The sequence below is a fragment of the Polaromonas sp. P4_F4 genome (genome assembly GCF_056401355.1).
The window spans coordinates 176,993-202,447 of the sequence record NZ_JBFUJO010000003.1 but is presented as its reverse complement, the minus strand read 5'-3'; the positions used below and the strand labels follow the sequence as shown (position 1 = coordinate 202,447).

16 protein-coding genes, 2 tRNA genes and 3 rRNA genes are annotated in these 25,455 nt (G+C 58.7%); 14 read left to right on the top strand and 7 right to left on the bottom strand.

What is annotated here, in order from left to right; translation table 11 throughout:
- Window positions 1-66 precede the first annotated feature (66 nt).
- Window positions 67-2,004: an ATP-binding cassette domain-containing protein gene (locus tag AC1DUR_RS05250; RefSeq protein ID WP_477719238.1), complete on the bottom strand. Its 1,938-nt coding sequence runs from the start codon at window positions 2,002-2,004 to the stop codon at window positions 67-69.
- Window positions 2,005-2,154: 150 nt separating this feature from the next.
- Here AC1DUR_RS05250 and AC1DUR_RS05245 point away from each other — a divergent pair, with 150 nt between their 5' ends.
- The 7 genes from AC1DUR_RS05245 (at window position 2,155) to rrf (ending at window position 10,734) form a co-directional block, all read left to right on the top strand.
- Window positions 2,155-2,634, top strand: a complete 480-nt coding sequence (locus AC1DUR_RS05245; protein ID WP_477719237.1) for a (2Fe-2S)-binding protein — start codon at window positions 2,155-2,157, stop codon at window positions 2,632-2,634.
- On the top strand, window positions 2,631-4,943 hold the full coding sequence (locus tag AC1DUR_RS05240; RefSeq protein WP_477719110.1) for a xanthine dehydrogenase family protein molybdopterin-binding subunit: 2,313 nt from the start codon (window positions 2,631-2,633) through the stop codon (window positions 4,941-4,943). Before AC1DUR_RS05245 ends, AC1DUR_RS05240 begins: the two co-directional genes overlap by 4 nt.
- A gap of 492 nt (window positions 4,944-5,435) precedes the next feature.
- A 16S ribosomal RNA gene (locus AC1DUR_RS05235) occupies window positions 5,436-6,970 on the top strand.
- Between the two features lie 139 nt (window positions 6,971-7,109).
- Window positions 7,110-7,186, top strand: a tRNA-Ile gene (locus tag AC1DUR_RS05230).
- 27 nt (window positions 7,187-7,213) lie between these two features.
- Window positions 7,214-7,289: transfer RNA gene (locus tag AC1DUR_RS05225), tRNA-Ala, on the top strand.
- 306 nt (window positions 7,290-7,595) lie between these two features.
- A 23S ribosomal RNA gene (locus AC1DUR_RS05220) occupies window positions 7,596-10,475 on the top strand.
- 146 nt (window positions 10,476-10,621) lie between these two features.
- Window positions 10,622-10,734 (top strand): 5S ribosomal RNA (gene rrf / locus AC1DUR_RS05215).
- The 16S, 23S and 5S rRNA genes sit together here with 2 tRNA genes alongside, the layout of an rRNA operon.
- Before the next feature lie 206 nt (window positions 10,735-10,940).
- Here the strand turns inward: rrf and AC1DUR_RS05210 are convergent.
- The 3 genes from AC1DUR_RS05210 to AC1DUR_RS05200 are packed head-to-tail and all read right to left on the bottom strand — an operon-like array spanning window position 10,941 to window position 14,376.
- On the bottom strand, window positions 10,941-11,861 hold the full coding sequence (locus AC1DUR_RS05210) for an MBL fold metallo-hydrolase (protein WP_477719109.1): 921 nt from the start codon (window positions 11,859-11,861) through the stop codon (window positions 10,941-10,943).
- 24 nt (window positions 11,862-11,885) lie between these two features.
- Window positions 11,886-13,571 (bottom strand): AMP-binding protein, encoded by a 1,686-nt coding sequence (locus AC1DUR_RS05205; protein WP_477721403.1) that lies wholly within the window; start codon window positions 13,569-13,571, stop codon window positions 11,886-11,888.
- Between the two features lie 58 nt (window positions 13,572-13,629).
- Window positions 13,630-14,376 (bottom strand): DUF8198 family protein, encoded by a 747-nt coding sequence (locus AC1DUR_RS05200; protein WP_477721402.1) that lies wholly within the window; start codon window positions 14,374-14,376, stop codon window positions 13,630-13,632.
- A gap of 67 nt (window positions 14,377-14,443) precedes the next feature.
- On the opposite strand from AC1DUR_RS05200, the gene AC1DUR_RS05195 reads away from it, so the two are divergent.
- The 5 genes from AC1DUR_RS05195 (at window position 14,444) to AC1DUR_RS05175 (ending at window position 19,305) form a co-directional block, all read left to right on the top strand.
- The gene (locus AC1DUR_RS05195) at window positions 14,444-14,950 is read left to right on the top strand and encodes a hypothetical protein (RefSeq protein WP_477719106.1); all 507 of its coding nucleotides are present in this window, start codon (window positions 14,444-14,446) and stop codon (window positions 14,948-14,950) included.
- A 14-nt stretch (window positions 14,951-14,964) separates the two neighbouring features.
- Window positions 14,965-16,590 carry a GMC family oxidoreductase N-terminal domain-containing protein gene (locus AC1DUR_RS05190; protein WP_477719105.1) on the top strand — a complete coding sequence of 542 codons (1,626 nt, stop codon included), beginning with the start codon at window positions 14,965-14,967 and terminating at the stop codon, window positions 16,588-16,590.
- A gap of 57 nt (window positions 16,591-16,647) precedes the next feature.
- Window positions 16,648-17,562, top strand: coding sequence for an esterase/lipase family protein (locus AC1DUR_RS05185; RefSeq protein WP_477719104.1), 915 nt, complete (start codon window positions 16,648-16,650; stop codon window positions 17,560-17,562).
- A 205-nt stretch (window positions 17,563-17,767) separates the two neighbouring features.
- On the top strand, window positions 17,768-18,436 hold the full coding sequence (locus AC1DUR_RS05180) for a helix-turn-helix transcriptional regulator (protein WP_477719103.1): 669 nt from the start codon (window positions 17,768-17,770) through the stop codon (window positions 18,434-18,436).
- Between the two features lie 209 nt (window positions 18,437-18,645).
- Entirely contained in the window at window positions 18,646-19,305 is a 660-nt protein-coding gene (locus AC1DUR_RS05175) for a Crp/Fnr family transcriptional regulator (protein WP_477719102.1), read from the top strand.
- 13 nt (window positions 19,306-19,318) lie between these two features.
- Here AC1DUR_RS05175 and AC1DUR_RS05170 read toward each other — a convergent pair whose 3' ends face one another.
- Genes AC1DUR_RS05170 through AC1DUR_RS05160 form a run of 3 tightly spaced genes read right to left on the bottom strand, consistent with a single transcriptional unit; the run spans window position 19,319 to window position 24,146 of the window.
- Window positions 19,319-21,220, bottom strand: a complete 1,902-nt coding sequence (locus AC1DUR_RS05170) for a S8/S53 family peptidase (RefSeq protein ID WP_477719101.1) — start codon at window positions 21,218-21,220, stop codon at window positions 19,319-19,321.
- A 31-nt stretch (window positions 21,221-21,251) separates the two neighbouring features.
- A complete protein-coding gene (locus tag AC1DUR_RS05165; RefSeq protein WP_477719100.1) occupies window positions 21,252-22,370 on the bottom strand; it encodes a phosphatase PAP2 family protein in 1,119 nt (372 codons plus the stop codon).
- Window positions 22,371-22,397: 27 nt separating this feature from the next.
- Window positions 22,398-24,146: an adenylate/guanylate cyclase domain-containing protein gene (locus AC1DUR_RS05160; RefSeq protein ID WP_477721401.1), complete on the bottom strand. Its 1,749-nt coding sequence runs from the start codon at window positions 24,144-24,146 to the stop codon at window positions 22,398-22,400.
- 136 nt (window positions 24,147-24,282) lie between these two features.
- Between AC1DUR_RS05160 and AC1DUR_RS05155 the strand changes: the two genes are divergently transcribed.
- Window positions 24,283-24,660 carry a hypothetical protein gene (locus AC1DUR_RS05155; RefSeq protein WP_477721400.1) on the top strand — a complete coding sequence of 126 codons (378 nt, stop codon included), beginning with the start codon at window positions 24,283-24,285 and terminating at the stop codon, window positions 24,658-24,660.
- Window positions 24,661-24,669: 9 nt separating this feature from the next.
- Window positions 24,670-25,455: a DUF6065 family protein gene (locus tag AC1DUR_RS05150; RefSeq protein WP_477721474.1), complete on the top strand. Its 786-nt coding sequence runs from the start codon at window positions 24,670-24,672 to the stop codon at window positions 25,453-25,455.

Below are 25,455 nucleotides of genomic sequence, written 5' to 3'. Positions count from 1 at the left end.
TGTCCGTTCCTGCAGGAAGCGTTGAGGAGGACAGGCCAGAAAGACAAAACCAGCAAGACCAGCAAATCAGGAAGACAAGGCTTCCCAGCGCTGCAATGCCGCCATCAACTCTTCCTCGATCTTGCTGTTGCGCGCATTGAGTTCGGCCGCCCGTTTGGCGTCGCGTGTGTATAGCGTGCCGTCATAAAGCTCCTGCTCAATAGCCTTTTGCTGCGACTCAAGTTGCTGGATCAGCGCTGGCAGGCCCTCCAGCTCACGTTGCTCCTTGTAGCTCAGCTTCTTTTTTGATGGCGATGCTGCCGCGTCCTTCTTTGGCTCGATGCTGCTTTTGCCGGCATTTTTCGGGCTGGAGGCCGCGGCTGTGGCCGTAGCCGCAGTTTTACCGCCGCTGATTTGGGCGGCCCGCTTTGACTGGGTAATCCAGTCCGTCACGCCGCCTTCGTATTCGCGCCAGAAGCCCGGGTTCTCGGGCGTGCCTTCGTAGGCAATGGTGCTGGTGACCACGTTGTCGAGGAAGCGCCTGTCATGGCTGACCAGGAAGACCGTGCCTTCGTAGTTTTGCAGCAGGTCTTCCAGCAGCTCCAGGGTGTCGATGTCCAGGTCGTTGGTGGGCTCGTCCAGCACCAGCACGTTGGCCGGCCGCGCGAACAGGCGCGCCAGCAGCAGGCGGTTGCGCTCGCCGCCCGAGAGGGTGCGCACCGGGGAGTTGGCGCGCGCGGGCGAGAACAGGAAGTCGGTGAGGTAGCTCTTGACGTGCTTTTTCTGACCGTTGATCTCGACCCACTCGCTGCCCGGGCTGATGAAGTCTTCCAGGGTCGCGTCCAGGTCCAGGCTGTCGCGCATCTGGTCGAAGTAGGCCACCTGCAGGTTGGCGCCCTGGCGGATCTTGCCGGGCGGCGTGGTCACGTCGGGCTGCAGCTCGCCCAGGATGAGCTTGAGCAGTGTGGTCTTGCCCGCGCCATTGGGGCCCAGCAGGCCGACCTTGTCGCCGCGCAGCAAGGTGCCGGTGAAGCGGTTGACGATGATTTTTTCCGAACCCGGGTGGCCGAAGCTTTTCGAGACATCGGTGAGCTCGGCCACGATCTTGCCGCTTTTCTCGCCGCTGGAAACGTCCAGGTTGACGCGGCCGACGGCATCGCGCCGGGCCGCGCGGTTGTCGCGCAACGCTTCCAGCCGGCCAATGCGGGCCACGCTGCGAGTGCGGCGCGCTTCCACGCCCTTGCGGATCCAGATCTCTTCCTGCGCCAGCAGCTTGTCGGCCTTGGCGTTGATGACGGCTTCCTGCGCCATCTGCTCTTCCTTTTGCACCAGGTATTGGGCGAAGTTGCCGGGGTAGCTGGTCAGCTTGCCGCGGTCCAACTCGACGATGGCGGTGGCGACCTGGTCCAGGAAGGCCCGGTCGTGGGTGATGGTGATGATGCTGCCGTTGAAATTGACCAGCAGTTCCTCCAGCCAGGCGATCGAGTCCAGGTCCAGGTGGTTGGTCGGCTCGTCAAGTAGCAGTACGTCGGGTTTGGCGACCAGCGCCTGGGCCAGCGCCACGCGTTTTTTGGTGCCGCCCGAGAGCGAGCCGACGATGGCGTCCTTGTCCAGGTGCAGGCGGTGCAGGGTTTCCTCGACGCGCTGCTCCCAGTTCCAGCCGTCCAGCGCCTCGATTTCGGATTGCAGGGCGTCCAGATCGGTGTGCTCATCGGCCGCCAGGTATTGCTCGACCACGTGCCGGGTCCGCGCCAGCCCCGCGCTGGCGGCGATAAATACCGTAGCGTGCGGGTCCAGGCTGGGTTCCTGCGGCACGTAGGCAATGCGCAGATTTTGCTGCAGCTGCAGGGTGCCGTCGTCGGGCTTCTCCAGGCCTGCCAGGATTTTGAGCAGGGAGGACTTGCCCGTGCCGTTGCGGCCGATCAGGCCAATGCGTTGGTTGGTCTCGAGAGCGAAATCTGCGTGGTCCAGCAATGCGACGTGCCCAAAAGCGAGTTGGGCGTCAAGTAGGGTAATTAGTGCCATATAGGGCATGGATTATCCGGCCGGAGGCCAAGGACGGCGATTTGTCAGGGCTTCCGGGCTTCGGCGGGCGGTGGGCTGGCCGCCGCATCGTCGCGTTATAGTGGTCCTGTCCTTGATGGACTTTCAGGAGGACGCCGCGTGGAGTTACCGATCAAGCTGGACCTCAATGGCCGCGCTGTGCAGGTCGAGGCCGACCCCGGCATGCCACTGCTCTGGCTGCTGCGGGATGTACTGAACATGACCGGTACCAAGTTTGGCTGCGGTGTGGCGGCCTGCGGGGCCTGCACCGTACGGGTGGACGGCCAGGCCGTGCGCTCCTGTGTGACTCCTGTGTCGGCCGTGCTGGGCAAACGCGTGCAAACCATTGAAGCCCTGGGCACGCCGGACAAACCCCATACCCTGCAGCTGGCCTGGATCGCGGAGCAGGTGCCCCAGTGCGGGTATTGCCAGTCGGGCATGCTGATGGCCGCGGCGGCCTTGCTCGACAGGAAGCCCAAACCCACCGATGCCGACATAGATGCGGCCATGACGAATATCTGCCGCTGCGGTACTTACCAGCGCATCCGGGTGGCCATCAAGCGGGCGGCGGGTATGGCGCCCAATGGTTCGGTGAAAAAGGCCAACCGATGAAAAGGCGCGCCTGGCTGCTGAGTGCTGCGGGGGCTGCAGGGGCGCTGGTCATCGGCTGGAGTGTGTTGCCGCCCCGTTCCCGGCTGGGCAGCGCTGTCCTGCACCCGCCTGCGGAGCCTGTGGCCGGCATGCCGGCGTCAACCGCGGTGGCGCTCAATGGCTGGATCAAGATTCGGGACGACGGATCCGTCGTGCTGGCCATGCCGCGCAGCGAAATGGGGCAGGGCGTGCATACCGCGTTGGCCATGCTGGTGGCTGAAGAGCTGGATGTGCCCCTGGCGCGGGTGAGCCTGGAGCAGGCCGGCAGCGACACCATTTACGGCAATGTGGCCATGTTGGTGGCCAGCTTGCCCTTTCATCCGACTGAGCTGGACACCTACTCTGCAGAGGGGGCGCCCAAAGTCCGGCCGGTCAAAATCAGGGTCAGCGAATGGATGGTGGGCAAGATTGCTCGCGAGCTGGGCATCAATGCGACCGGCGGGTCGTCGAGCGTGGCCGATGCCTGGGAGGTGCTGCGGACGGCCGCGGCCACCGCACGGGCCAGCCTGCTGGGGGCGGCTTCGCTGGACTGGAAGCTGCCGGTGGATGAGCTCAGCATCAGCAACGGGGTCATTTCGCATCCTTCGGGCCCCTCGGCCCATTACGGTGAGCTGGCCAGGTTTGCCGCCGCCACCCCGCCGGGCGAAGTAACACTCAAGAGCCGCAAGGACTGGAAACTGATAGGCCAGAGTGCCCCGCGCCAGGACGTGCCCGCCAAAGTCAATGGCAGCGCCACTTTTGGGCTGGACGTGCGTCTGCCCGGCATGGTGTTTGCCGCTGTCCGCCTCTGCCCCATGCTCGGCGGCTCGCCCGGCGCCATCAACCCCCATGTCGCGCTGGGCCTTCCCGGTGTGGAACGCCTGGTGCGCCTGCCCGCCTACGCCGGCTCCACCGCCGGGTTTGCCGTTGTGGGTAAAACCTGGTGGCATGCCCAGCAGGGCGCGCTGGCCGTGCAGGTCGACTGGCAGCAGCGCCCCGCTGGCGCGCTGGACAGCCGGCTGATCGAAAAAGAGCTGGAAACCGTCCTGGAGCGCACGGATGGCTTTACCTTTTATGAAACAGGCGCCGTGGAAACTGCCGAAGCGGGCGCTGTACGCAAGATCGAAGCGCTGTACCGTGCGCCGTACCTGGCGCATGCGACGCTGGAGCCCATGAACTGCACGGCGCAAGTGGTGGATGGCAAGGTGCTGCTGTGGGCGCCAACACAGGTGCCGCAGATGGCTGTGGCGGCGGCGGCGCGGGTGGCGGGCGTTGCGGTGGAGAAAGTCAAGCTGACCGTCACCTTGCTGGGCGGCGGCTTTGGGCGGCGGCTGGAGGTGGACTTTGTAGCGCAGGCCGTGCGCGTGGCCATGGAGTGCGGCGGCCGGCCGGTGCAGCTGATCTGGTCCCGCGAGGAAGACACCACCCATGACTTCTATCGGCCCATGCATGTCGCCATGCTGCGTGCCGCTGTCAATGCAGAAGGCCAGGTGACCAGTCTGCGCATCAAATCGGCGGGCGACGCCATCACGCCGCGCTGGATGGCCCGTGGCCTGCCCGCGTTGTCCGGGCCGGTAGATACCCCTGACAAAACCACTTCGGAAGGCCTGTTTGACCTGCCTTACGGCTTCGCCAGCCAAAAAATGTCCCATGTGGCCACCCGCATGGGCGTACCCGTGGGCTTTTGGCGCTCGGTAGGACATTCGCACAACGCCTTTTTTTCGGAAAGCTTTATTGATGAGCTGGCTTGGGATGCCAAACAGGACCCCTTGGCCTTCCGCCGTGCCTTGTTAAGACACGCGCCCCGGCATCTCGCGGTGCTGGATCTGGCCGCCGGCAAGGCTGATTGGGGTGCTGCGCTGCCCGCCGGCCGTGCGCGAGGCCTCGCCTTGCATGAATCGTTCGGCTCCATCGTGGCGCAGGTGGTGGAGGTGTCGCTGGTGGGCGGGACGCCACGCGTGCACCGCGTGGTGTGTGCGATAGATTGCGGCACGGTGATCAATCCGGGTATCGTGGCGCAGCAAATGGAAGGCGCCGTTGTCTTCGCGCTGACTGCAGCGCTGTACGGACGGGTCGATATTCATGAAGGCGTGGTGCAGCAGAAGAACTTTCACGACTACCCGATGCTGCAGCTGGCGCAGGCGCCATTGGTACAGACCTATATGGTGCCCAGCACGCGCCCACCGGCCGGCGTGGGCGAGCCTGGTGTGCCGTCCCTGGCGCCCGCCTTGGCCGGCGCGCTGTTCACCTTGACCGGTAAACGTATGCGTTCCTTGCCCCTGTCCCTCTAGTGGTAGCTGGCCGTCCGGGATGAGTGGGCGCCGGCGTACGGCAGTGGATGGAACGCCCGCCTCAAATGCGTTTCGATTTCTTCTTCAGGGCCTGAAAAATAGTGTTATAGTCTATGGCTCAGCTGATAAATAAGCGCTTCGCAAGAAGCTCATATCGGCAGAGAGAAGAAGAAAAAAGAGTCAAAAAAGTTGACCCGGCTGCAAAATCCGGTATATAATTTGAGGCTCAGCTGATCACAGCAAACGACGAAAACGAAGCGACGAAGTTGCCGAGTAAGTAGTCAGGATCATTAAAAATTTACAGCCGATAAGTATGGGCGTTTGAAGGCGATTGCCAGGCGAAGTTAACGAAAGTTAATCAGCCAGGTCTTCTGACCTTAAACGCTCATAGAGATAGAAAATGTGAAATCGTCAAGATTTCTCATCAATTCCGTTTTTATGAGTTTTCTTCCCGCAGTCAAATGCGGGGAGTTGAAAATTATTGCAGTGATTAAACTATAGAGTTTGATCCTGGCTCAGATTGAACGCTGGCGGCATGCCTTACACATGCAAGTCGAACGGCAGCACGGGAGCAATCCTGGTGGCGAGTGGCGAACGGGTGAGTAATATATCGGAACGTGCCCAGTCGTGGGGGATAACGTAGAGAAATTTACGCTAATACCGCATACGATCTAAGGATGAAAGCGGGGGATCGCAAGACCTCGCGCGATTGGAGCGGCTGATATCAGATTAGGTTGTTGGTGAGGTAAAAGCTCACCAAGCCGACGATCTGTAGCTGGTTTGAGAGAACGACCAGCCACACTGGGACTGAGACACGGCCCAGACTCCTACGGGAGGCAGCAGTGGGGAATTTTGGACAATGGGCGAAAGCCTGATCCAGCAATGCCGCGTGCAGGAAGAAGGCCTTCGGGTTGTAAACTGCTTTTGTACGGAACGAAACGGCTCTTTCTAATAAAGAGGGCTAATGACGGTACCGTAAGAATAAGCACCGGCTAACTACGTGCCAGCAGCCGCGGTAATACGTAGGGTGCGAGCGTTAATCGGAATTACTGGGCGTAAAGCGTGCGCAGGCGGTTATGTAAGACAGTTGTGAAATCCCCGGGCTCAACCTGGGAATTGCATCTGTGACTGCATAGCTAGAGTACGGTAGAGGGGGATGGAATTCCGCGTGTAGCAGTGAAATGCGTAGATATGCGGAGGAACACCGATGGCGAAGGCAATCCCCTGGACCTGTACTGACGCTCATGCACGAAAGCGTGGGGAGCAAACAGGATTAGATACCCTGGTAGTCCACGCCCTAAACGATGTCAACTGGTTGTTGGGTGCATTAGTACTCAGTAACGAAGCTAACGCGTGAAGTTGACCGCCTGGGGAGTACGGCCGCAAGGTTGAAACTCAAAGGAATTGACGGGGACCCGCACAAGCGGTGGATGATGTGGTTTAATTCGATGCAACGCGAAAAACCTTACCTACCTTTGACATGTACGGAATTCGCCAGAGATGGCTTAGTGCTCGAAAGAGAACCGTAACACAGGTGCTGCATGGCTGTCGTCAGCTCGTGTCGTGAGATGTTGGGTTAAGTCCCGCAACGAGCGCAACCCTTGTCATTAGTTGCTACATTTAGTTGGGCACTCTAATGAGACTGCCGGTGACAAACCGGAGGAAGGTGGGGATGACGTCAAGTCCTCATGGCCCTTATAGGTAGGGCTACACACGTCATACAATGGCTGGTACAAAGGGTTGCCAACCCGCGAGGGGGAGCTAATCCCATAAAACCAGTCGTAGTCCGGATCGCAGTCTGCAACTCGACTGCGTGAAGTCGGAATCGCTAGTAATCGTGGATCAGAATGTCACGGTGAATACGTTCCCGGGTCTTGTACACACCGCCCGTCACACCATGGGAGCGGGTTCTGCCAGAAGTAGTTAGCCTAACCGCAAGGAGGGCGATTACCACGGCAGGGTTCGTGACTGGGGTGAAGTCGTAACAAGGTAGCCGTATCGGAAGGTGCGGCTGGATCACCTCCTTTCTGGAAATATGCAATCAAATTCTTACGCCCATTCTTATCGGCTGTTGTCTTAAACAACAGCATTGGTTATCAATTTAGTTTTAGAGTTAATTTATTAATCTAATTGGTGCCGCCTTCGGAATTCAACGCTGAATCGAGAGGGTCTGTAGCTCAGCTGGTTAGAGCACCGTCTTGATAAGGCGGGGGTCGTTGGTTCGAGCCCAACCAGACCCACCAAATCAGGTTTGAAGTAGTTTGAATCCTGGGGGATTAGCTCAGCTGGGAGAGCACCTGCTTTGCAAGCAGGGGGTCGTCGGTTCGATCCCGTCATCCTCCACCAACTTATCCTGGTCGTACTTGATTAATGCAAAGCATCTTCTTTGAGGATGTTTTGTGTTAATTGATTCATTTCAATTATTGGCTGTTCTTTAAAAATTCATAGAGTTAAATCAGCGTTGCTAGCGGAAACTGCACATTCGTAAAGGTTTAGTGCAGACCGTGCCGCTAGCGACATAGTAATTTTTTGATTGCGTCAAAAGAAACTTCCAATTTCGAGTCAAATCGATTTTTGAAGACGGCATAACGCGTCTGGTGAAAGACCAGACATCATTCCTTGAAGATGACTTCTGAGAAATCAAAGTTATAGGGTCAAGTGAATAAGAGCATGTGGTGGATGCCTTGGCAATGATAGGCGACGAAAGACGTGATAGCCTGCGATAAGCTTCGGGGAGCTGGCAAATTAGCTTTGATCCGGAGATTTCTGAATGGGGAAACCCACCCTTCGGGGTATCGCATACTGAATACATAGGTATGCGAGGCGAACCGGGTGAACTGAAACATCTCAGTAGCTCGAGGAAAATACATCAACCGAGATTCCGAAAGTAGTGGCGAGCGAAATCGGAGAAGCCTGTTAGTGATAGCAAGACTCTTAGCAGAACAGCCTGGAAAGGCTGGCCATAGCGGGTGATAGCCCCGTATGCAAAAAGAGACTTGTGGTACTGAGCTAACGAAAAGTAGGGCGGGACACGAGAAATCCTGTCTGAATATGGGGGGACCATCCTCCAAGGCTAAATACTCATCATTGACCGATAGTGAACTAGTACCGTGAGGGAAAGGCGAAAAGAACCCCGGGAGGGGAGTGAAATAGATCCTGAAACCGCATGCTTACAAAAAGTAGGAGCCTCGCAAGGGGTGACTGCGTACCTTTTGTATAATGGGTCAGCGACTTACATTCAGTGGCAAGGTTAACCGAATAGGGTAGCCGTAGAGAAATCGAGTCCGAATAGGGCGATCAGTCGCTGGGTGTAGACCCGAAACCAAGTGAGYTATCCATGGCCAGGATGAAGGTGCGGTAACACGCACTGGAGGTCCGAACCGACTAGTGTTGCAAAACTAGCGGATGAGCTGTGGATAGGGGTGAAAGGCTAAACAAACTTGGAAATAGCTGGTTCTCTCCGAAAACTATTTAGGTAGTGCCTCAAGTATTACCGTCGGGGGTAGAGCACTGTTTTGGCTAGGGGGTCATGGCGACTTACCAAACCAATGCAAACTCCGAATACCGACGAGTACAGCTTGGGAGACAGAGCACCGGGTGCTAACGTCCGGACTCAAGAGGGAAACAACCCAGACCGCCAGCTAAGGTCCCTAAAATTGGCTAAGTGGGAAACGAAGTGGGAAGGCTATAACAGTCAGGATGTTGGCTTAGAAGCAGCCATCATTTAAAGAAAGCGTAATAGCTCACTGATCGAGTCGTCCTGCGCGGAAGATGTAACGGGGCTAAGCCAGTTACCGAAGCTGCGGATTTGCAATTTATTGCAAGTGGTAGGAGAGCGTTCTGTAAGCCTGTGAAGGTGGTGGTGTAAACCCTGCTGGAGGTATCAGAAGTGCGAATGCTGACATGAGTAGCGTTAAAGGGGGTGAAAAGCCCCCTCGCCGTAAGCGCAAGGTTTTCTACGCAACGTTCATCGGCGTAGAGTGAGTCGGCCCCTAAGGCGAGGCAGAGATGCGTAGCTGATGGGAAACAGGTCAATATTCCTGTACCGATGTGTAGTGCGATGTGGGGACGGAGAAGGTTAACTCAGCCAACTGTTGGATATGTTGGTTCAAGCCTGTAGTCGTGCCTGGTAGGTAAATCCGCCGGGCTTAGATGAGGGGTGATAACGAGTCTGCTTGCAGACGAAGTGAGTGATACCCTGCTTCCAGGAAAAGCCACTAAGCTTCAGCTACACACGACCGTACCGCAAACCGACACTGGTGCGCGAGATGAGTATTCTAAGGCGCTTGAGAGAACTCAGGAGAAGGAACTCGGCAAATTGACACCGTAACTTCGGAAGAAGGTGTGCCTTTAGTAGGTGAACCATTTACTTGGGGAGCCCAATGAGGCTGCAAAAAATCGGTGGCTGCAACTGTTTATTAAAAACACAGCACTCTGCTAAGACGAAAGTCGACGTATAGGGTGTGACGCCTGCCCGGTGCTGGAAGATTAAATGATGGGGTGCAAGCTCTTGATTGAAGTCCCAGTAAACGGCGGCCGTAACTATAACGGTCCTAAGGTAGCGAAATTCCTTGTCGGGTAAGTTCCGACCTGCACGAATGGCGTAATGATGGCCACACTGTCTCCTCCTGAGACTCAGCGAAGTTGAAATGTTTGTGATGATGCAATCTCCCCGCGGAAAGACGGAAAGACCCCATGAACCTTTACTGTAGCTTTGTATTGGACTTTGAACAGATCTGTGTAGGATAGGTGGGAGGCTTTGAAGCCCGGTCGCTAGATCGGGTGGAGCCAACGTTGAAATACCACCCTGGTGTGTTTGAGGTTCTAACCTAGGTCCATTATCTGGATCGGGGACAGTGCATGGTAGGCAGTTTGACTGGGGCGGTCTCCTCCCAAAGTGTAACGGAGGAGTTCGAAGGTACGCTAGGTACGGTCGGACATCGTGCTAATAGTGCAATGGCATAAGCGTGCTTAACTGCGAGACTGACAAGTCGAGCAGATGCGAAAGCAGGACATAGTGATCCGGTGGTTCTGTATGGAAGGGCCATCGCTCAACGGATAAAAGGTACTCTGGGGATAACAGGCTGATACCGCCCAAGAGTTCATATCGACGGCGGTGTTTGGCACCTCGATGTCGGCTCATCTCATCCTGGGGCTGTAGCCGGTCCCAAGGGTATGGCTGTTCGCCATTTAAAGAGGTACGTGAGCTGGGTTTAAAACGTCGTGAGACAGTTTGGTCCCTATCTTCCGTGGGCGCTGCAGATTTGAGGAAGCCTGCTCCTAGTACGAGAGGACCGGAGTGGACGAACCTCTGGTGTACCGGTTGTCACGCCAGTGGCATTGCCGGGTAGCTAAGTTCGGAAGAGATAACCGCTGAAAGCATCTAAGCGGGAAACTCGTTTCAAGATTAGATCTGCCGGGGCCTTGAGCCCCCTGAAGAGTCGTTCAAGACCAGGACGTTGATAGGTCAGGTGTGGAAGCGCAGTAATGCGTTAAGCTAACTGATACTAATTGCTCGTGCGGCTTGACCCTATAACTTTGATTCATTCAAAGTTGTTATGCCAAGTTGACGCATTCAAAAGACGCATCTGTCAAAAGATGTGCAACTACTAAACAAAAGCTGATTTGCTCTATGAATTCGATGGGTTGTTCTCTGAACAATCGATCAAAAAGTTATGCCTGATGACCATAGCAAGTTGGTACCACTCCTTCCCATCCCGAACAGGACAGTGAAACGACTTAGCGCCGATGATAGTGCGGATTCCCGTGTGAAAGTAGGACATCGTCAGGCTCTTACAGCGAGGAACGCCCGGTTGATTTTTGATCAGCCGGGCGTTTTCTTTTGTGCACCAACGATTTCAGTTGCACACCTGAAATAAGAAACCTGAAATAAAAAGCCCACATCCTTGGATGTGGGCTTTTTTGTATTTCACTTTTCACTTGCCTGGAATAAGACAGCAGCACCAGGCTCGTGGCGCGCTTCAGCAACATCGCGAGTCACGCATTCAGCAGATAGGCACCTTCTCTTCGGGCCACGCCGGCGCTGACCAGCTCCTGGCACAGCTGCTCTATCCACGGACGAACGGGGATGCTTCCAAAAAATCGTTCATTGAGCAGTATGAAATAGGGCGTCCTGGCGGCCCACTGGGTGAACCCGTCAAAAGACTGCCTTTGCGTCTCGAGCAGTTTGAATTTGAGCAGCACCTTTGCCGCATGGTGTGCGTGTTTGACAGGGTTGCTGACAAAGGCGTCGAGGCGCTGGCGTGCGCGAGCCAGGACCTCGGGGGTGTAGGCGAAAACCCGGCCGTGCCCCGGGATCACGGTTTTCGGATCCAGGCGCTCAATCATGTCCAGTGTTGCGGCCACCTCTGCAAAAGCATCGACCCCCTCCAGCTCCGGAAAGACCACGCCAAAACCGTTCTCCCAGAGAGCGTCGGCAGATATGAGCACCCTTTCGGCAGGTTCAAAAAACACCAGTGAGTGAGGGTCGTGCCCGGTTGCCGCATGGACTTGCCAATCACTGGCGCCAAACCGCGCTTGCGTTCCTGGCTGAAGCGTCTGGTCGAATCCGAAGCGCGGGCAAAGCTGCCCGGTTGGCTGATAGGTCAGCGCCACGGGGTCCCATTGGGCCACCTGCTGCGCATGCCCGGGCGGGATCAATGTCTTCATGGCCGGGTAACGGGCCTGCAAGGCCGCATTGCCGCCACAGTGATCACTGTGCAAATGGGTGTTGACGAGAAAGCCAAGGCTTCGGCCGCCCAGTGCCGCCTCAACCAGCGACAGCGTTTGTGCCGAGTGGGTGCAGTAGCCGCTGTCCACCAGCAGGCTTTCTTCGCCAGCCATAAACAAAATATTGTTGGAAGAAAGCCAGCCACGCTCAAAAACGTGCATGCCGCCAGGCAAAGTTTGACTAGACATCAGAACGCAACCGTGGGCGCGGCGTCAGGCCGTTGCGCGGAGTTCGCGCCTGAGGATTTTTCCGACATTGGATTTGGGTAGATCATCGCGAAACTCGATGTACTTGGGGCGTTTGTAGCCCGTGAAATGCTCTTTGCAATAGGCGCTCACATCGTCTTCAGTCAGCGTAGGGTCGTTCTTCACGACAAACACCTTGATGGCTTCCCCCTGCTTTTCATCAGCAATGCCAATGGCCGCGCACTCCACGATACCCGGGCACAAGGAAATCACGTTCTCCAGCTCATTCGGAAATACATTGAATCCCGAAACAATGATCATGTCTTTCTTGCGGTCCACAATTTTGGTGTATCCGCGCTCATCCATGATGCCGATGTCGCCCGTGCGCATGAATCCGTCGCGGGTAAACGCCTTCTCATTTTCGTCTGGCTGGCGGTAATAGCCGGTCATCACCTGCGGCCCCCTGATGCAGATCTCGCCCGACTCGCCGGGCGCAAGGGAGTTGCCGTCCTCGTCCTTGATGGCCACTTCAATGCTGGGCAGCGGCAACCCGATCGTGCCGGTGAACTCCCGGTTCGTCACGGGATTGTTCGTTCCGATGGCGCAAGTCTCACTCATGCCCCAGCCCTCGATCATGGGACAGCCGGTGACTTGCAGCCAGTGCYTGGCGGTACCCGCAGACGCCGCCATGCCACCCGCCTGGGAGACGCACAGGCTGGAAAAATCCACGGTCTTGAACTGTGGGTGCTGCAGCAAGGCATTGAACAGGGTGTTGACTCCCGGCAGCAGGTGAAAGGGCCGTTTCTTCAGCACTTCAATGAATTTTCCGAAATCGCGCGGATTGGGTATCAGTGTCAAATGCGCACCCCAGCGCATGGTGAGCAGGCACAGGGTGAGCGCGAAGATGTGATACAGCGGCAGTGCCGCAATGTTGTTCGTCGTGCTCACATCGCCGATGCGCCGCAGTGCCGGAGTAAACCAGGCTTCGGCCTGCAGGATGGCGGCGACGATATTGCGGTGCGTGAGGATTGCCCCCTTGGACAAGCCTGTGGTGCCACCGGTGTATTGCAGAAAGGCGATCGAATCCAGATTGCTTTGCGCAGGCGTGAGCGGGAGCCGGGCTCCCTCGGCCACAGCCCGGCCGAAGGTGGTCACGGTGCGGCCGTCACCGAGCGGGAGCTTGTACGCTGGTACCAGTTTGGCAAGGTGGCGGACTGCGAAGGTGATCCAGGCCCCGTACCAAAAGCCGAGCAGATCACCCATGGAGGCCATGACGATGTTTTTGACGGGTGTCCGCTCAATGACTTCGGACAGCGTCCCCGCAAAATTTTCCAGGATGACAATCGTGGTGGCGCCCGAGTCCTTGAGCTGGTGCTCCAGTTCGCGCGCGGTATACAGCGGATTCACGTTCACGCAGGTGTAGCCGGCACGCAGCACGGCGGCCATGGTTACGGCGAACTGGGGAACGTTGGGCAGCATGATGGCCACCCGTGCGCCCGGCTCCAGCCCCAGATTTTGCAGCCAGGCGCCCAGGGCCGATGACAACTCATCGAGTTGTCCGTAAGACATCCAGCGGTCCATGCAGACCGAAAAGGGTTTCGACGCATTTTTCCTGAAAGAATCTTCCAGCAGCTGGTTGAGCGAGCGGAACTGCTCCGGGTCGATCTCGTGTGGGACGCCATCGGGGTAACTTTTAAGCCAATGCCTGTTCATACAAACTCCTTGCGGCTCATTGTGTAAGCCCTGCAGACGAAGGCCCATGGGGCTTGTCCTAATGCGGTGCGCCGGCAGCCAGCAAATGGCTCAATTGGGTCTCGCACGTGACAGCTTCGTCCTCAAACAGGGAGCGGATCCACTCCGTCTCGCGCTGGGCAACCAATTTCAGGAAGTCGTCCGCTCCCCGCATGCCGGCGAAAGCATCAAAGCCGGTTTCCAGAAAATGCTGCAGCGAACTCAGCCCCGCAGCGGCTGCCGGTCGGCGCATCATCTTGAGCAGCGTGCGCAGTCCCCGCGTGCGTGTCAGGTGGTTCAATTCGTGCCCCAGGTGAAGCACCACGTCGAGCTGCCTCTGCCGTGCACCCGCGTCCCCCACGCRGCGCCAGCACCGGATGTAGCGCGCRCACTCGCTGCCGCCCGAAGGGGCCGACTTGTCAGCCAGCCACTGCCGGGCCATCAGGTCGTCCAGCTTCTCCGTCAATGCATGCGCCTCGGCCAGCGCAGCCGCCGTATTCACAACAGGTTGCGGAAAGAGCCTGGCGATGGTGTTGGCGATGCGGGCAAACTGCTGGTCACGCTCGGTGTAGTCCTGGTCGCTGTACAGCTCCTCCAGGAAGAAGGAGGCAGCGGTTTGATAGCGCGGGCTGTGCAGAAGGTCAACGTAAGTGGCCTCAAAGCGGCGCGCCTGAAAACGCTTGATTTCAGCGCTGGCCCGCGCCAGTGAGGGATCCTCCGCGTGCAACTGCCGAATCCCGGCCACAGCCTGCAGTGCGTCGCGGATATCGTTTGCAGTTGCGTCCATACAAACCCGGAGTTTATCTAGGTATGGTGCTCTATTGAAACGCGGGAGCCCGTGAGAAACTTCCCGCATGCAAAGGCGAACGCTTCTCAAGCTCGGCATGACCTCGGCGGCTGTGCTCACGTTGGCCGGCGGCGCTGCGGCCTTGCTGCAGCCCGGGCTCGAGGACGGCTCATTGAGTTCCGCCGGGCGGGAGGTGTTTGCGGCCGTCGCCCAAGCTGTTCTCGACAAGAGCCTGCCGGTTGATCCCGCTGCACGCCAGATGGCGCTCAAGGGCTTGCTCCATCGGATTGATGCCCTCGTGCAATCACTACCACCTCACGCGCAAAGCGAGTTGTCGCAACTGCTGTCATTGCTGGCCAGCGCGGCGGGTCGCCGCACATTTGCCGGCCTTGCCCAGCCGTGGGCCGAGGCGACTGTCGCCGACATCCAGCAGGTGCTGCAGAACATGCGCTTGTCCAGCCTCGCCTTGCGGCAGCAGGCGTATGCGGCGCTCCACGACATCACGGCGGGCGCCTACTTCTCGGATCAGGCCAACTGGTCCATGCTGGGGTATCCCGGCCCCCTGAAAATCTGAGGATCAATACCGGCATGAGTCAAATGAGGGACCCGATCCGCGAGGGCATTCAGCGCGGCTGGAAAGTCTCGGGTGGTGCGCTGGGCCCTGTCCCGGCAAAAATTGTTTGCGACGTAGCCATCATTGGCAGTGGCGCGGGCGCCGGCATCACGGCCGAGTTGCTGGCCAAGGCCGGGCTGCAGGTGCTCATCATCGAGGAGGGGCCCTTGAAGAGCAGCAGCGACTTCAACCAGAAGGAGTCCGAAGCGTATCCTTCGCTCTACCAGGAAAGCGCTGCCCGCAAAACCGAAGACAAGGCCATCAACATCCTGCAGGGGCGCTGCGTCGGTGGTTCCACCACCGTCAACTGGACCAGTTCTTTTCGCACCCCGCCCGCTACGCTCCAATTCTGGCAAGACCGGTTTGGCCTGAGCGGCTACACCGCCTCAGCCCTGGCGCCGTACTTCGCGCAGGCCGAGCAGCGACTGAACATCCAGCCATGGCGCGTCGCGCCCAACGAGAACAACGACTTACTGCGCCGCGGTGCGGCCGCGCTCGGGATTCCCGTCGCCGTCATTTCACGCAATGTCAAAGACTGCTGGAATCTCGGTTCGTGCGGGCTGGGCTGCCCCACCAATGCCAAGCAGTCCATGCTGGTCACCTCCATTCCCGCCGCGCTCGACGGGGGCGCGCAGCTGCTAACCGAAACCCGCGCCGAGAAGTTTGAGCTCGCCAACGGCAAGGTAACCGCGCTGATTTGCCGGGCTGTCGCGCCCAATGGGGCATTGGCCCCTGTCAATCCATCAGGCGAAGCTATAAAAATAAAAGCAAAACACTACGTGCTGGCCGGCGGCGCAATCAACTCGCCGGCGGTGCTGCTGCGCTCGGGCGCGCCCGACCCGCACGGCCGGCTGGGTGCCAGGACTTTTTTGCATCCTGTGGTGATGTCTTCCAGCGTGTTCGAGCAAAAGGTGGAGGCCTGGAATGGCGCGCCGCAAGCCATCTACTCCGACCATTTTCTGGACACCCAGGCGCTGGACGGCCCCATGGGCTACAAGCTGGAGGCGCCGCCGCTGCACCCGGTGATTTTTGCGTCAACGGTGCCAGGCTTCGGCCAGGGGCAGCATGATCTGCTCAAGTCATTTCCACACAACCACACGCTGCTGGCCCTGTTGCGCGACGGCTTTCATGAGGAGTCGCCCGGCGGCAAGGTCAAGCTGCGAAGTGACGACTCCGCCGTGCTGGACTATCCGCTGACAGACTATGTGATGGAGGGCGGCCGCCGTGCGCTGCTGTCCATGATGGAGATCCAGTTTGCCGCCGGTGCCCGGCAGGTGTTGCCCCTGCATGAAATGGCGCAGCCCTACACCTCGTGGGCGCAGGCACGCGAAGCCGTGAAGGCGCTGCCAATGAAACCCAGGCTCACCAAGGTCGTGAGTGCGCACGTCATGGGTGGCTGCGGACTGGCAGGCGCCGAGCGCCTGGGCGTGACGCGCCCCGACGGCGTGCATTGGCAGCTGGACAACCTGTCGATTCATGACGGGTCCCTGTTTCCCACCAGCATCGGTGCCAATCCGCAGCTGTCGATTTACGGTGCGGTGAACCGTCTCGCGCAGGACCTGGCCAAACGGCTGTCCGGCCGGGATGTCGCACTGGCCTGAGGGCCTGCGGGCCTGAGGTAAGGGYCTGAGATACTGCAGGCCTGCGCTTGTTGCTCCATGCTGGCATATCTACAAAGACTCATCACCCTGACCCTGGCGGCCGCGGCCTGCGGCTGGCTGCTTTACTTCGGCAGCAGCAGGCCCTGGCTGGCCATGGCGGGGTTCCTGGTCATCACCTTTGGCCATGCGGCCTTTCTTGCCATCGAATTCATGCTGCTTCGGGTGATCAACAAGGCAGATCCGGTGCCGGTGCCTCAAGCCACCTGGAAAGAACTCCTGCGTGCCTGGCTGGGCGAAACAGGCACGGCGCCGCAGGTGTTCTGCTGGCGCCAGCCCTTTCGCGCCAATGCCATCCCGGACCAGCTTGCACCGCACTCTGTGGTTCACGGGCGGCGTGGTGTCGTGTTCGTGCATGGTTTTTTCTGCAACCGCGGTTTGTGGACTCCCTGGTTGCAACGCCTGCAGGGCCGAGGACACGCCTTCGTCGCCCTCAGCCTGGAGCCCCTGTTCGGATCGATTGACGACTACGCACTGCAAATCGAAGACGCCGTCCAGCGGGTCACCCGTGCCACCGGCTTGCCGCCGCTGCTGGTCTGCCACAGCATGGGCGGGCTGGCCGCCAGGGCCTGGCTCAAGCACATGAAAGCCGAGGCCCGGGTGTTCCAGGTGGTGACCATAGGAACACCGCACCGCGGCACTTGGCTGGCGCGATTCGGTCATGGGCACAACAGCCGCCAGATGCGTTTGCTGTCCGACTGGCAGGCGCAGCTGGACCATGAGATGCCAGAGGATCGCCACACGCTTTTTACCTGTTGGTATTCCAACTGCGACAACATCGTGTTTCCCGCCTCGACCGCCACCCTGCCCGACGCCGACAACCGGCTGGTGCGCGGCGCCGCCCACGTGCAACTGGCGTTTTTGCCGCCGGTCATGAATGCCACGCTGGCCATGCTGGACGATCCGTCGCCCTGAGCTTTGGCCATGCCGGTTGTATGGCCGGTGAGATGCCAATCAAACCGCGGGCGACGCATGCCCCGGCGCTGGCGGTGGGCCAGGGGGGTCAGGACCATTTCCATGGCGGATGGTAATTTCGCACAAAAATCGGTAGGCAAATTCACTATCCAGATCAGCGGTGACTTTCTACGCTCATCTATTTAGAGGATGGAGTGCCTGGAATATGCAAACAATGCTGGATAACGGCCTTTTAAATGCCAGTCTGCCGCTGGCTCCTGGTGGCCTGGATGCGGCCACGGACAATGAACCGGACCTGATGGCCCTGCTGATGGATGAACTGGCCCATGGTGTGCTGGTCACCAACGTGCAGGGCCGGATTTTCCACGCCAACCAGGCGGCACGCCGCGAGCTTGCGCGTGGTTTTGTATTGAACGCCAGTCATGGTGAACTCAAGGTCGTTTCATCCACCGATGCCACGGCACTCCAGGTTGCCTTGGGCAAAGCGGTCGACGGCAAGCGCAGCCTGCTCAAGCTGACGGCCAGCGGCGCGGATGTCATGCTGGCCGTCATCCCCCTCAATCGCCAGATGGGTGCACCCTGCGAACGCATCGCGCTGTTTTTGTCGCGCCCGGGCGTCTGCGACTCGGGCGTCTTCGGCTCTTTTGCCCGCAGCCATGGTCTCACGCACACCGAAGAGCAGGTGCTGGCCTTTTTATGCCGCTGCCTGAGCACCCCGGAAATCGCCCTTCAAATGAAGGTTGCCGTGTCGACCGTGCGCAGCCACGTGCGCAGCCTGTGCATCAAAACCGCTTCCAGCGGCGTGCGCGAGCTGGTCAACCGGGTGGCCATCCTGCCGCCCATTGCGCCCCTGCCCCTGGGGCAAATGCACTGAGGGCTATCGTGACGTGACTTGGGGCCCTCCACCTGCTGCTGCCGGCAGGTTGGCGCCTTGCTCGGGGTGTTGCCGGACGGCTTGAGCCGTGTTGAGGCGCTTCCGGCGCTTCCGAATCCAGCAAAAGACCGGTTTTGCAGGCGCCAGCATGCGCTTTTAAAGGCTCCGGTCCGTCTTTTTGACGCTAACGTGCTAGATTACGGCTCATCATGAGTTCATTTACCGCCTCAGGCGAGGATCTGTACGCCCATTTGACCCCCGAATTGCATGCGCTCGCCATGCGCGGCGTGGTGCGCAGCTATCCCAAAAAAGCTGTGGTGATCAATGAGGCCGAAATTGGCGACAGCCTGTTTGTGGTGCTCAAGGGCAGCGTCAAGGTGTTTTCGATGGACGAAAGCGGCCGGGAGATCACCTTTGGCCGAATTTATGCGGGTGATTATTTTGGTGAAATGTCGCTTGATGGCGGGCCCCGCTCGGCGTCGGTGATCACCGTGGAGCCTTGCACATGTGCCGTCGTCAACCGCACCGAAGTGGGTGAGCACCTGGCCAGCGCGCCCGAGTTTGCACTTAGCCTGGTGATGCGGGTCATCCGCCGCGCGCGCGACGCCACCGAGGCTGCGCGCAACATGGCGTTGCTGGACGTGTATGGCCGGCTCATCGCGGTGCTTGAAAAGCAGGATGGCCTGACAACCAGCACCACGGCTGCCGGCGTCACGCTCGAAGCCATCACGCATCAGGAAATCGCCAGCCGCGTCGGCGCGTCCCGCGAGATGGTCAGCCGCCTGCTCAAGGACCTGGAAAAGGGCGGCTACATCGAGATGGAAACCAAGCGCATCACGCTGCTCAAGAAGCTGCCCCAGCGCTGGTAGTCGACCTCAATGGCTACATCGCGTTGAGGGTCTGACGCGTTTCTTGAGGTGCCGCGTCGCTGGTTCCCCGCATGCGCACCACCGCCGTACTGCGGGTGCCCGCTGCACGAACGCCGGTTAATGCCGGATTCTCGTCGCTGGCGGCTTGGGTCTTCGGTACTTTGACAACGCCTGGACGCTGTGGTCTGGCCTGGTCCGGATCGGGTTTGCGTGGCGAATAACGGGCCCAACTGCCATCCGAGAGGCGAATGCCGCCCACCGTCAGGGTTTTTTTGCCCGTAGCAATGCTGTTGAAATTTCCGCTGCGGCGTATTGGCGTTGGATTGTCGGGATGGTCGACGAAGGAATCGGGGTTGCCACTGGTGTCGTACCATTTGTCTTCAAAGTACGACTGCCTGGCACCGGTGCCAAGTTGAAGTATGTCGTCATCGCGCTCTACATAGGCATCAAAAGTTGCGGTGCCTTTTTCCCGGTTGGTGATCACGACTTTCCAGGTACCGCTCGGAGCGGTCGCTGTGCTTTCGTCAAAACTGAACGTCGGTGCAACGGCCAGCAGGGCGCAGGTTCCATGCTCTCCGGTCGCGACCTTCGCCGGGTAGATCAGGGCCAGCAGTGGTTTCCCCCCGCTGTTTGTCCATAGGCCGGACTGACCGAACTGCAGAGGCGGTAGTGCCGGATGTCCGGGGGGTGTCACCTGGATTTCCAGTCCCTCGTGGCCTTGTTCCACCCAGAGTTCCAGAAAATTCTGGGTTGAATCACCCGGCTGTCCCCGCCAATTAAGCTCAATTCGCTCATTTTTTGATAGCGTCGCATTGGCATGGGTGCGGCTCTGGTAGCTGTTTCCTGCCGGTAGCACAATTTGCAGATGCCCGGCTTTGAGTTCAATGAGCTGATCCATGGCAGCTTCCAGCAGGCACGTGCCGTCATGCGGGCCGGCCAAGGTGCCCCAGCTCAGGTTGACGGCCAGTTTGGCTTCAGCCTCACACCGCGAGAGGACGTACATCAGGGCATCAAGAACATAAACGTTCAGCGAGCCGCCTGACGTGTCTTTAACGGTACCCCAGTCCAGCTGTACCGCCACGATGGGTGCGCGGCTCGCGTCGTCATCGGCGAGGGTCCAGCTCGGCGGGGCATCTGGCCCGGCCACTTGCGCCTGCAGGGTGCGCGGCCCACCCGCCAGATCCAGCACATGGGAGCCATGACTCACCCGCTTCTCAAGCTCCATGCCCATCTGGAAATATCGGTACACCGCCTCTTCATCAACCAGGCCGTTGAAGGTATGGTGTTGCAAGGCTTGGTCGATATTTGCCGCCGTCAGCTCGTGTCCGTAGCCCATGGCGGCTGGCGACGGGCCCTTGCCCCGCTGATCTTGCCGCCAGAAATAGGCCGTACGGGCCTTGCCCTTGTCGTTTTGTTTCGTCAGGAAGTTGGCATTGGCAAAGGCCAGCCCGCCATCAATCAGGCCGAGAACTTTGCCTTTCAACCGCGGGCCGGCTGGTGCGTAAGCCGGCGCGCCTGCGGCCTTGGGGTCGTCCATATCCTTACCAAGCGTCATGCCCAACTCAAACCGCTTGACGAGCTTATGCAGCGAGCCGCCGGGCTGGATATGCTTGAAAAAGGCCGGCTTTACCTTTGCCGTGCAAAAACGCAGGCCGACAGGGGCTGCTTGTGACGTGTACACCGGCGGCACATGCAGCCAGGCGGGTGATGCCGCCGCTTCAAACTGGGCCACGCTGGTGCCCGGTGTCAGCTCAATGGCCAAGGATAACCACTTGGGCTTGTGTTTTCCATAGCCAGAGAACTGATCCGCTTCAGCCCACACCAGATAAGGGTCGAAGCCGGTGGTAGCGCCCGGCTTGGCCCAGTCGATGTTTGTAAAACTTCCTGTCGGAAGGGCAGTCCATTTCATGGTCATGGCAGGTGCTCCGCTTGTATTTTTTATCTGCTTACTTGACCGGCTGCCATTCTTTAACGGCTTTGCCCCACATGAAGGCCAGCAGCGGCGACGCGGCCACCGCGCCCGCTGACGAGAGCAGTTGGTAGTAGCCGCTCTTGTTGTCTGTCATGGAAACACGCAGGTCGAAGTCCACTGCATGCCCTTTGGCATCATGAAACTTGGGGCCGTCAAAGCCGCGTTGGTGGAGTTTTGAACTGCCCATGCAGCGGGCCACCATGAACTCACCCAAAGTCGTACCGAGCAAGCGCCCCACCGCGCTGTCGACGGGGTAATGCAGGCCGGCAACCGTTCGGTTAACGGCCACGCGAGCCGCCAGTCGCTCAAGTTGTTCTTTGTACTTTTCGCCTTGAGGGATCAAAGCTTGCAGCAAGGTCGCTGCCATGAATGCTTCGGTGGCATGCCCGCTGGGCCAACTTGCATGCCCCGGCGTGGGAATCATGGGCTGAATCTGGGGCGACAATTCAACGGGGCGAGGGCATGCAAAGGCGTGCTTGAAACGCATCTCCACATGAGTAGCGAGTGACATTGCCAAAGCGAGTAGTTCGATCGTGTACTTGTGACGGTGCGGCTGCAGGCCGACGATGGAGGCGTAAAAATCCAGCGCACCGCCCATCTGCGCGAGGATTTCTCCGCCGCGGTCTTCGCGAAGTTGTGCGTAGTTGGCAACAAGCTCCAACTGCTTCTTGAAAACTTTTGCGGTGGGCCGCACGAGCTTCACTAAATTTTGGCTTTTGAGGGGCTTTTTATTCAGATTTACAAACGCCAAGGCCACGGCTTCCTTGGCCTGATCAGTTGTGAAGTGCAATCCTGCCAGAAGATCAAGCTCGCAAATCTGCAAGCGGGGGCCTACAGCCCAGTCTGCTAATCGTTCTGGTGTATCCAGCGGCGTTGGCAAATTGATGGGCAAGGTGTCTCCTTGAAAAGGCCCAACCAGCGCTGCCCGGCTCAGCGTCAAGGCGCTGGCAACGAGTGGAGATTCTGGCGCCTCGGCGAAGCCTCCGCCGAACCCACCCCCAAAACCTCCGCCGAACCCCCCACCAAAACCACCTCCAAAACCTCCACCGAACCCCCCACCAAACCCCCCACCCATTGAAGACAATTCAGACATTCTTAGCTCCTTGTAATGTTTACTTCTTTATTCAGGTACGCTGAGCAGCCTTAATGCTGCGGCACACCGCTTTCTGGTAACACTGTGTCCACTGCCCATCGCCAAGTAGCCCGAAACCGTCAAGTGCGGTTCTTCTGCGAGCAGGCGACCCAACGTGACACGCGCATCGTCAATCGATCCAAGCTCGACCTGGGCGGTTAACAAAACGCGCAGTGTTGGTGAGTGCTGCCTGTTTGCACGCAGCGACTGTAGGCTGTGTGCGATAGCGCCATGATGGTCGTTGTTCGCAAGCAATGCCGCTGCGAGCAGCATGTCAAAATAGTATTTCAACGGGTCAATGGGCGACAGTTGCGAGGCGTGAGCGGCCTCGGTGACAGAGTCGGCTGCCCCACCCCACATCGAAGACCACACGCTTTTATAGAGCCATCCCAACGGCTCATTCGGATTGAGTTCAATCGCACGATCGATACAAGTCCGCGCAACCTCTGCCTCGCCCAGCAACTGGCATCTAGCGTAGCCTTCAATCGCGAGAGACAAAGCGTTGTCCGGGGAAAGATCCAAGGCTCTGCGCGTCTGCTCAAGTGCCAGCTGAGTATCTTTTCCGGGTTCGTCGCTCATCCCCCGGATCACCCGCATGGTGTACCACTTGGCCAGCCAGGCACGCGGGGTAGCGGCCCGGTTGTGCCGCTCCAGCAAGGCTTCCAGCACTTGCCGGCTGCGGTCAAAGTCGTGCAGAGAGGATCGGTGCATGAGGGCAATGCCCCCGAGCAGAAGTGCGCCGCTGTCCAGCCGCGGCAGCGGTTGCGCCAGTGATTGCTGGACTTCGGTATCAATCAGGGCCCGGCTCGCCGCTGATGCGATGTTGTTGACCAGCTCACTTTGGGCTTGAAGCAAATCCAGGGTGTCGCCCGACAGGCGATCAGCCCAGATGACCTGGTTTTTGCGGGCATCGGCCAGCTCGGCCATGATGAGGATTTTCCCGCCGCTGGCAACATAGCTGCCCGACAGAACAAAAGAGGCCGCCAGGCGGGACTCCACTTCCGGCATCGCATTCGCCCGTCCCCGAAATGCGGTGGTGGACAGGCGGGAAATGACACGCAGGTCGGCGCTGCGCGACAACTGGGCAATGATGCCATCGGCCACGAGCTCACCAATGACAAAGTGTTCCGGTTCATTGCTTCGGGCTTCAAACGGAATGACGGCCACCGTCGGTCGAAAATCTGGCGGTGCCGCGTCGCTGGCGTGCACCACCGGGTCATGACCTGCTGGCCCGACACGGTAAGCCTGGACGGGTTCCTTGACGTGCTTGAGGTGGCACTCGCCCAGGTCTTCAATGTCCGCGTCAAGCCCCGCGGTCAGGCCGTCGCGCAGATCAGCCGAGACAACCAGTTCACCGGGGCCGGCCAGCGTGGCGAAGCGCGCCGTCAGGTTGACATCGGTGCCATAGATATCATGCTGGTCCGCTACAAAGCTGGCCAGATGGCCTCCCATGCGCAAGTGCATCTGCTGCTCAGGGCGCAGGCCGGCGTTGGCTTGCTGGCTGAACTGCTGCAGGGCGAAAGCCGCCCGGACACCACTTTGCGCATTGGCAAACTCCAGCATCAGGCCATCACCCAGGCTTTTGACAATGCGCCCGCCATGCAAAGGCAAAATTTGTTGCTCCGCCTGCTGCACCAGTTGTTGCCACCGCCGTACAAAGTCATGTTCGTCCTGCTCCATGAGCCTGACCGACTCCACCACGTCCATCACCAGCAGCACCTTGGTGTTGCGATGCATGGAGCACGGGAGCTCAATCAGGGGGAGGGACATCATAAGCGGCGTAACAAATATTTACCTCCTCATTTTGGAGGAGAAGCCGTGAATTGGTATGCACGACCTGTTGTTTTGCTCCGAGAAACCTCAATACTGTTGCGTGAGTGCCAAACTGCATGGTAGATTGCGTGCGGTTGCTCGCTGGTGGCAACTTAAATATCTTAAAAAAGGTTACATGATGCAAAAAGTTCAAATAGGTGGTGGATTTATTTCGCCGGCGGTGACGGCGCATGTCCAGAAAAGTTCGATGCAACTGAAATCTATGGAGATTGGCTCAAAAGAGCCCTCTGACGCGCAAATTGGTGGCGGAATTATTAGCCCTAACGTCAAAAAGCATATAGCTGAATCAACGAAGGTGAACATGGGTGGTGGAATTATTAGCCCCGATGTCAAAAAACACGTCGCCAAATCGACCAAAGTGAATATGGGTGGTGGAGTGATTCATCCCCACATCGCAAAGCACGTGCAAGCGCAATAAGTGCTGAGCATGCAGCCCGGGCGTGAGAACTCTTCCGTCGTTACTTTTCACAAAATAAGCCCGGGTGCTATCTCGCCGATGCATGCCGATAAGTCGGCTCTCGGCAGCATGCCGGCCGCTGCGCACCAGTTTTGCGAAGCGTTGCGCGCGGCTTCCAGTTTTGGGTGGTACATCTTTCCCCCGCACGACATAAGGTTGCGGTGGGATGGAGCCCAAACTTTCTTTGATGCTGGCGATGAATGGTTACCGCTGACCAGCGTGGTCGACCCGGAACTTTCTTCCTATTGGGACAAGCATTGTCCGGAGGATATGAAGGAGGGCGCACCGCCTTATTTGTCTGCCCTGTTTGTGCCCGGTGTTGTGCAGATCTGGTCTGGGTTGTTGGTCAGCACGGCGCCTGACTGGAGTGTTCTGGTGCGTCCGTTGGCAAATCTGGCGCAGAGCCGGGCTTATTCATGCTACGAAGGCATCGTGGAGGCGGACTGGTTCAAACCGACACCCCTGTTTATCAATATCCGGTTGAGCGCAACCGATACGGTGATCGAAATCCCCCGGGGCAAGCCTTTATTCCAGCTTCAGCCTGTTCACCGCGCAAGCTACACCACGGCAATGAGCAGCTTTGTGGAGCACGAGGGCTTGCAGCCACGGGAGGGCAGCATCGGCGGCATGTCCCCCGACGACTGGGCGGGTCTGGGAAGTACCGTACGCAGCATTTCACCCTCAAGGCCGCATGACATTGGGCGGTATGGGGCAGATGTGCGAAAACGCGCTAAACGAATCGTTGGATCGGACTGA

Excerpts from the sequence above, each read along its gene's own strand:
- AC1DUR_RS05190 (WP_477719105.1), top strand. The coding sequence starts at position 14,965 with ATGAGTCAAATGAGGGACCCGATCCGCGAGGGCATTCAGCGCGGCTGG.
- AC1DUR_RS05175 (WP_477719102.1), top strand. The coding sequence starts at position 18,646 with ATGAGTTCATTTACCGCCTCAGGCGAGGATCTGTACGCCCATTTGACC.
- AC1DUR_RS05195 (WP_477719106.1), top strand. The coding sequence starts at position 14,444 with ATGCAAAGGCGAACGCTTCTCAAGCTCGGCATGACCTCGGCGGCTGTG.
- AC1DUR_RS05165 (WP_477719100.1), bottom strand. The coding sequence starts at position 22,370 with ATGTCTGAATTGTCTTCAATGGGTGGGGGGTTTGGTGGGGGGTTCGGT.
- AC1DUR_RS05180 (WP_477719103.1), top strand. The coding sequence starts at position 17,768 with ATGCAAACAATGCTGGATAACGGCCTTTTAAATGCCAGTCTGCCGCTG.
- AC1DUR_RS05160 (WP_477721401.1), bottom strand. The coding sequence starts at position 24,146 with ATGCATCGCAACACCAAGGTGCTGCTGGTGATGGACGTGGTGGAGTCG.
- AC1DUR_RS05185 (WP_477719104.1), top strand. The coding sequence starts at position 16,648 with ATGCTGGCATATCTACAAAGACTCATCACCCTGACCCTGGCGGCCGCG.
- AC1DUR_RS05150 (WP_477721474.1), top strand. The coding sequence starts at position 24,670 with ATGCAGCCCGGGCGTGAGAACTCTTCCGTCGTTACTTTTCACAAAATA.
- AC1DUR_RS05240 (WP_477719110.1), top strand. The coding sequence starts at position 2,631 with ATGAAAAGGCGCGCCTGGCTGCTGAGTGCTGCGGGGGCTGCAGGGGCG.
- AC1DUR_RS05170 (WP_477719101.1), bottom strand. The coding sequence starts at position 21,220 with ATGACCATGAAATGGACTGCCCTTCCGACAGGAAGTTTTACAAACATC.
- AC1DUR_RS05250 (WP_477719238.1), bottom strand. The coding sequence starts at position 2,004 with ATGGCACTAATTACCCTACTTGACGCCCAACTCGCTTTTGGGCACGTC.
- AC1DUR_RS05210 (WP_477719109.1), bottom strand. The coding sequence starts at position 11,861 with ATGTCTAGTCAAACTTTGCCTGGCGGCATGCACGTTTTTGAGCGTGGC.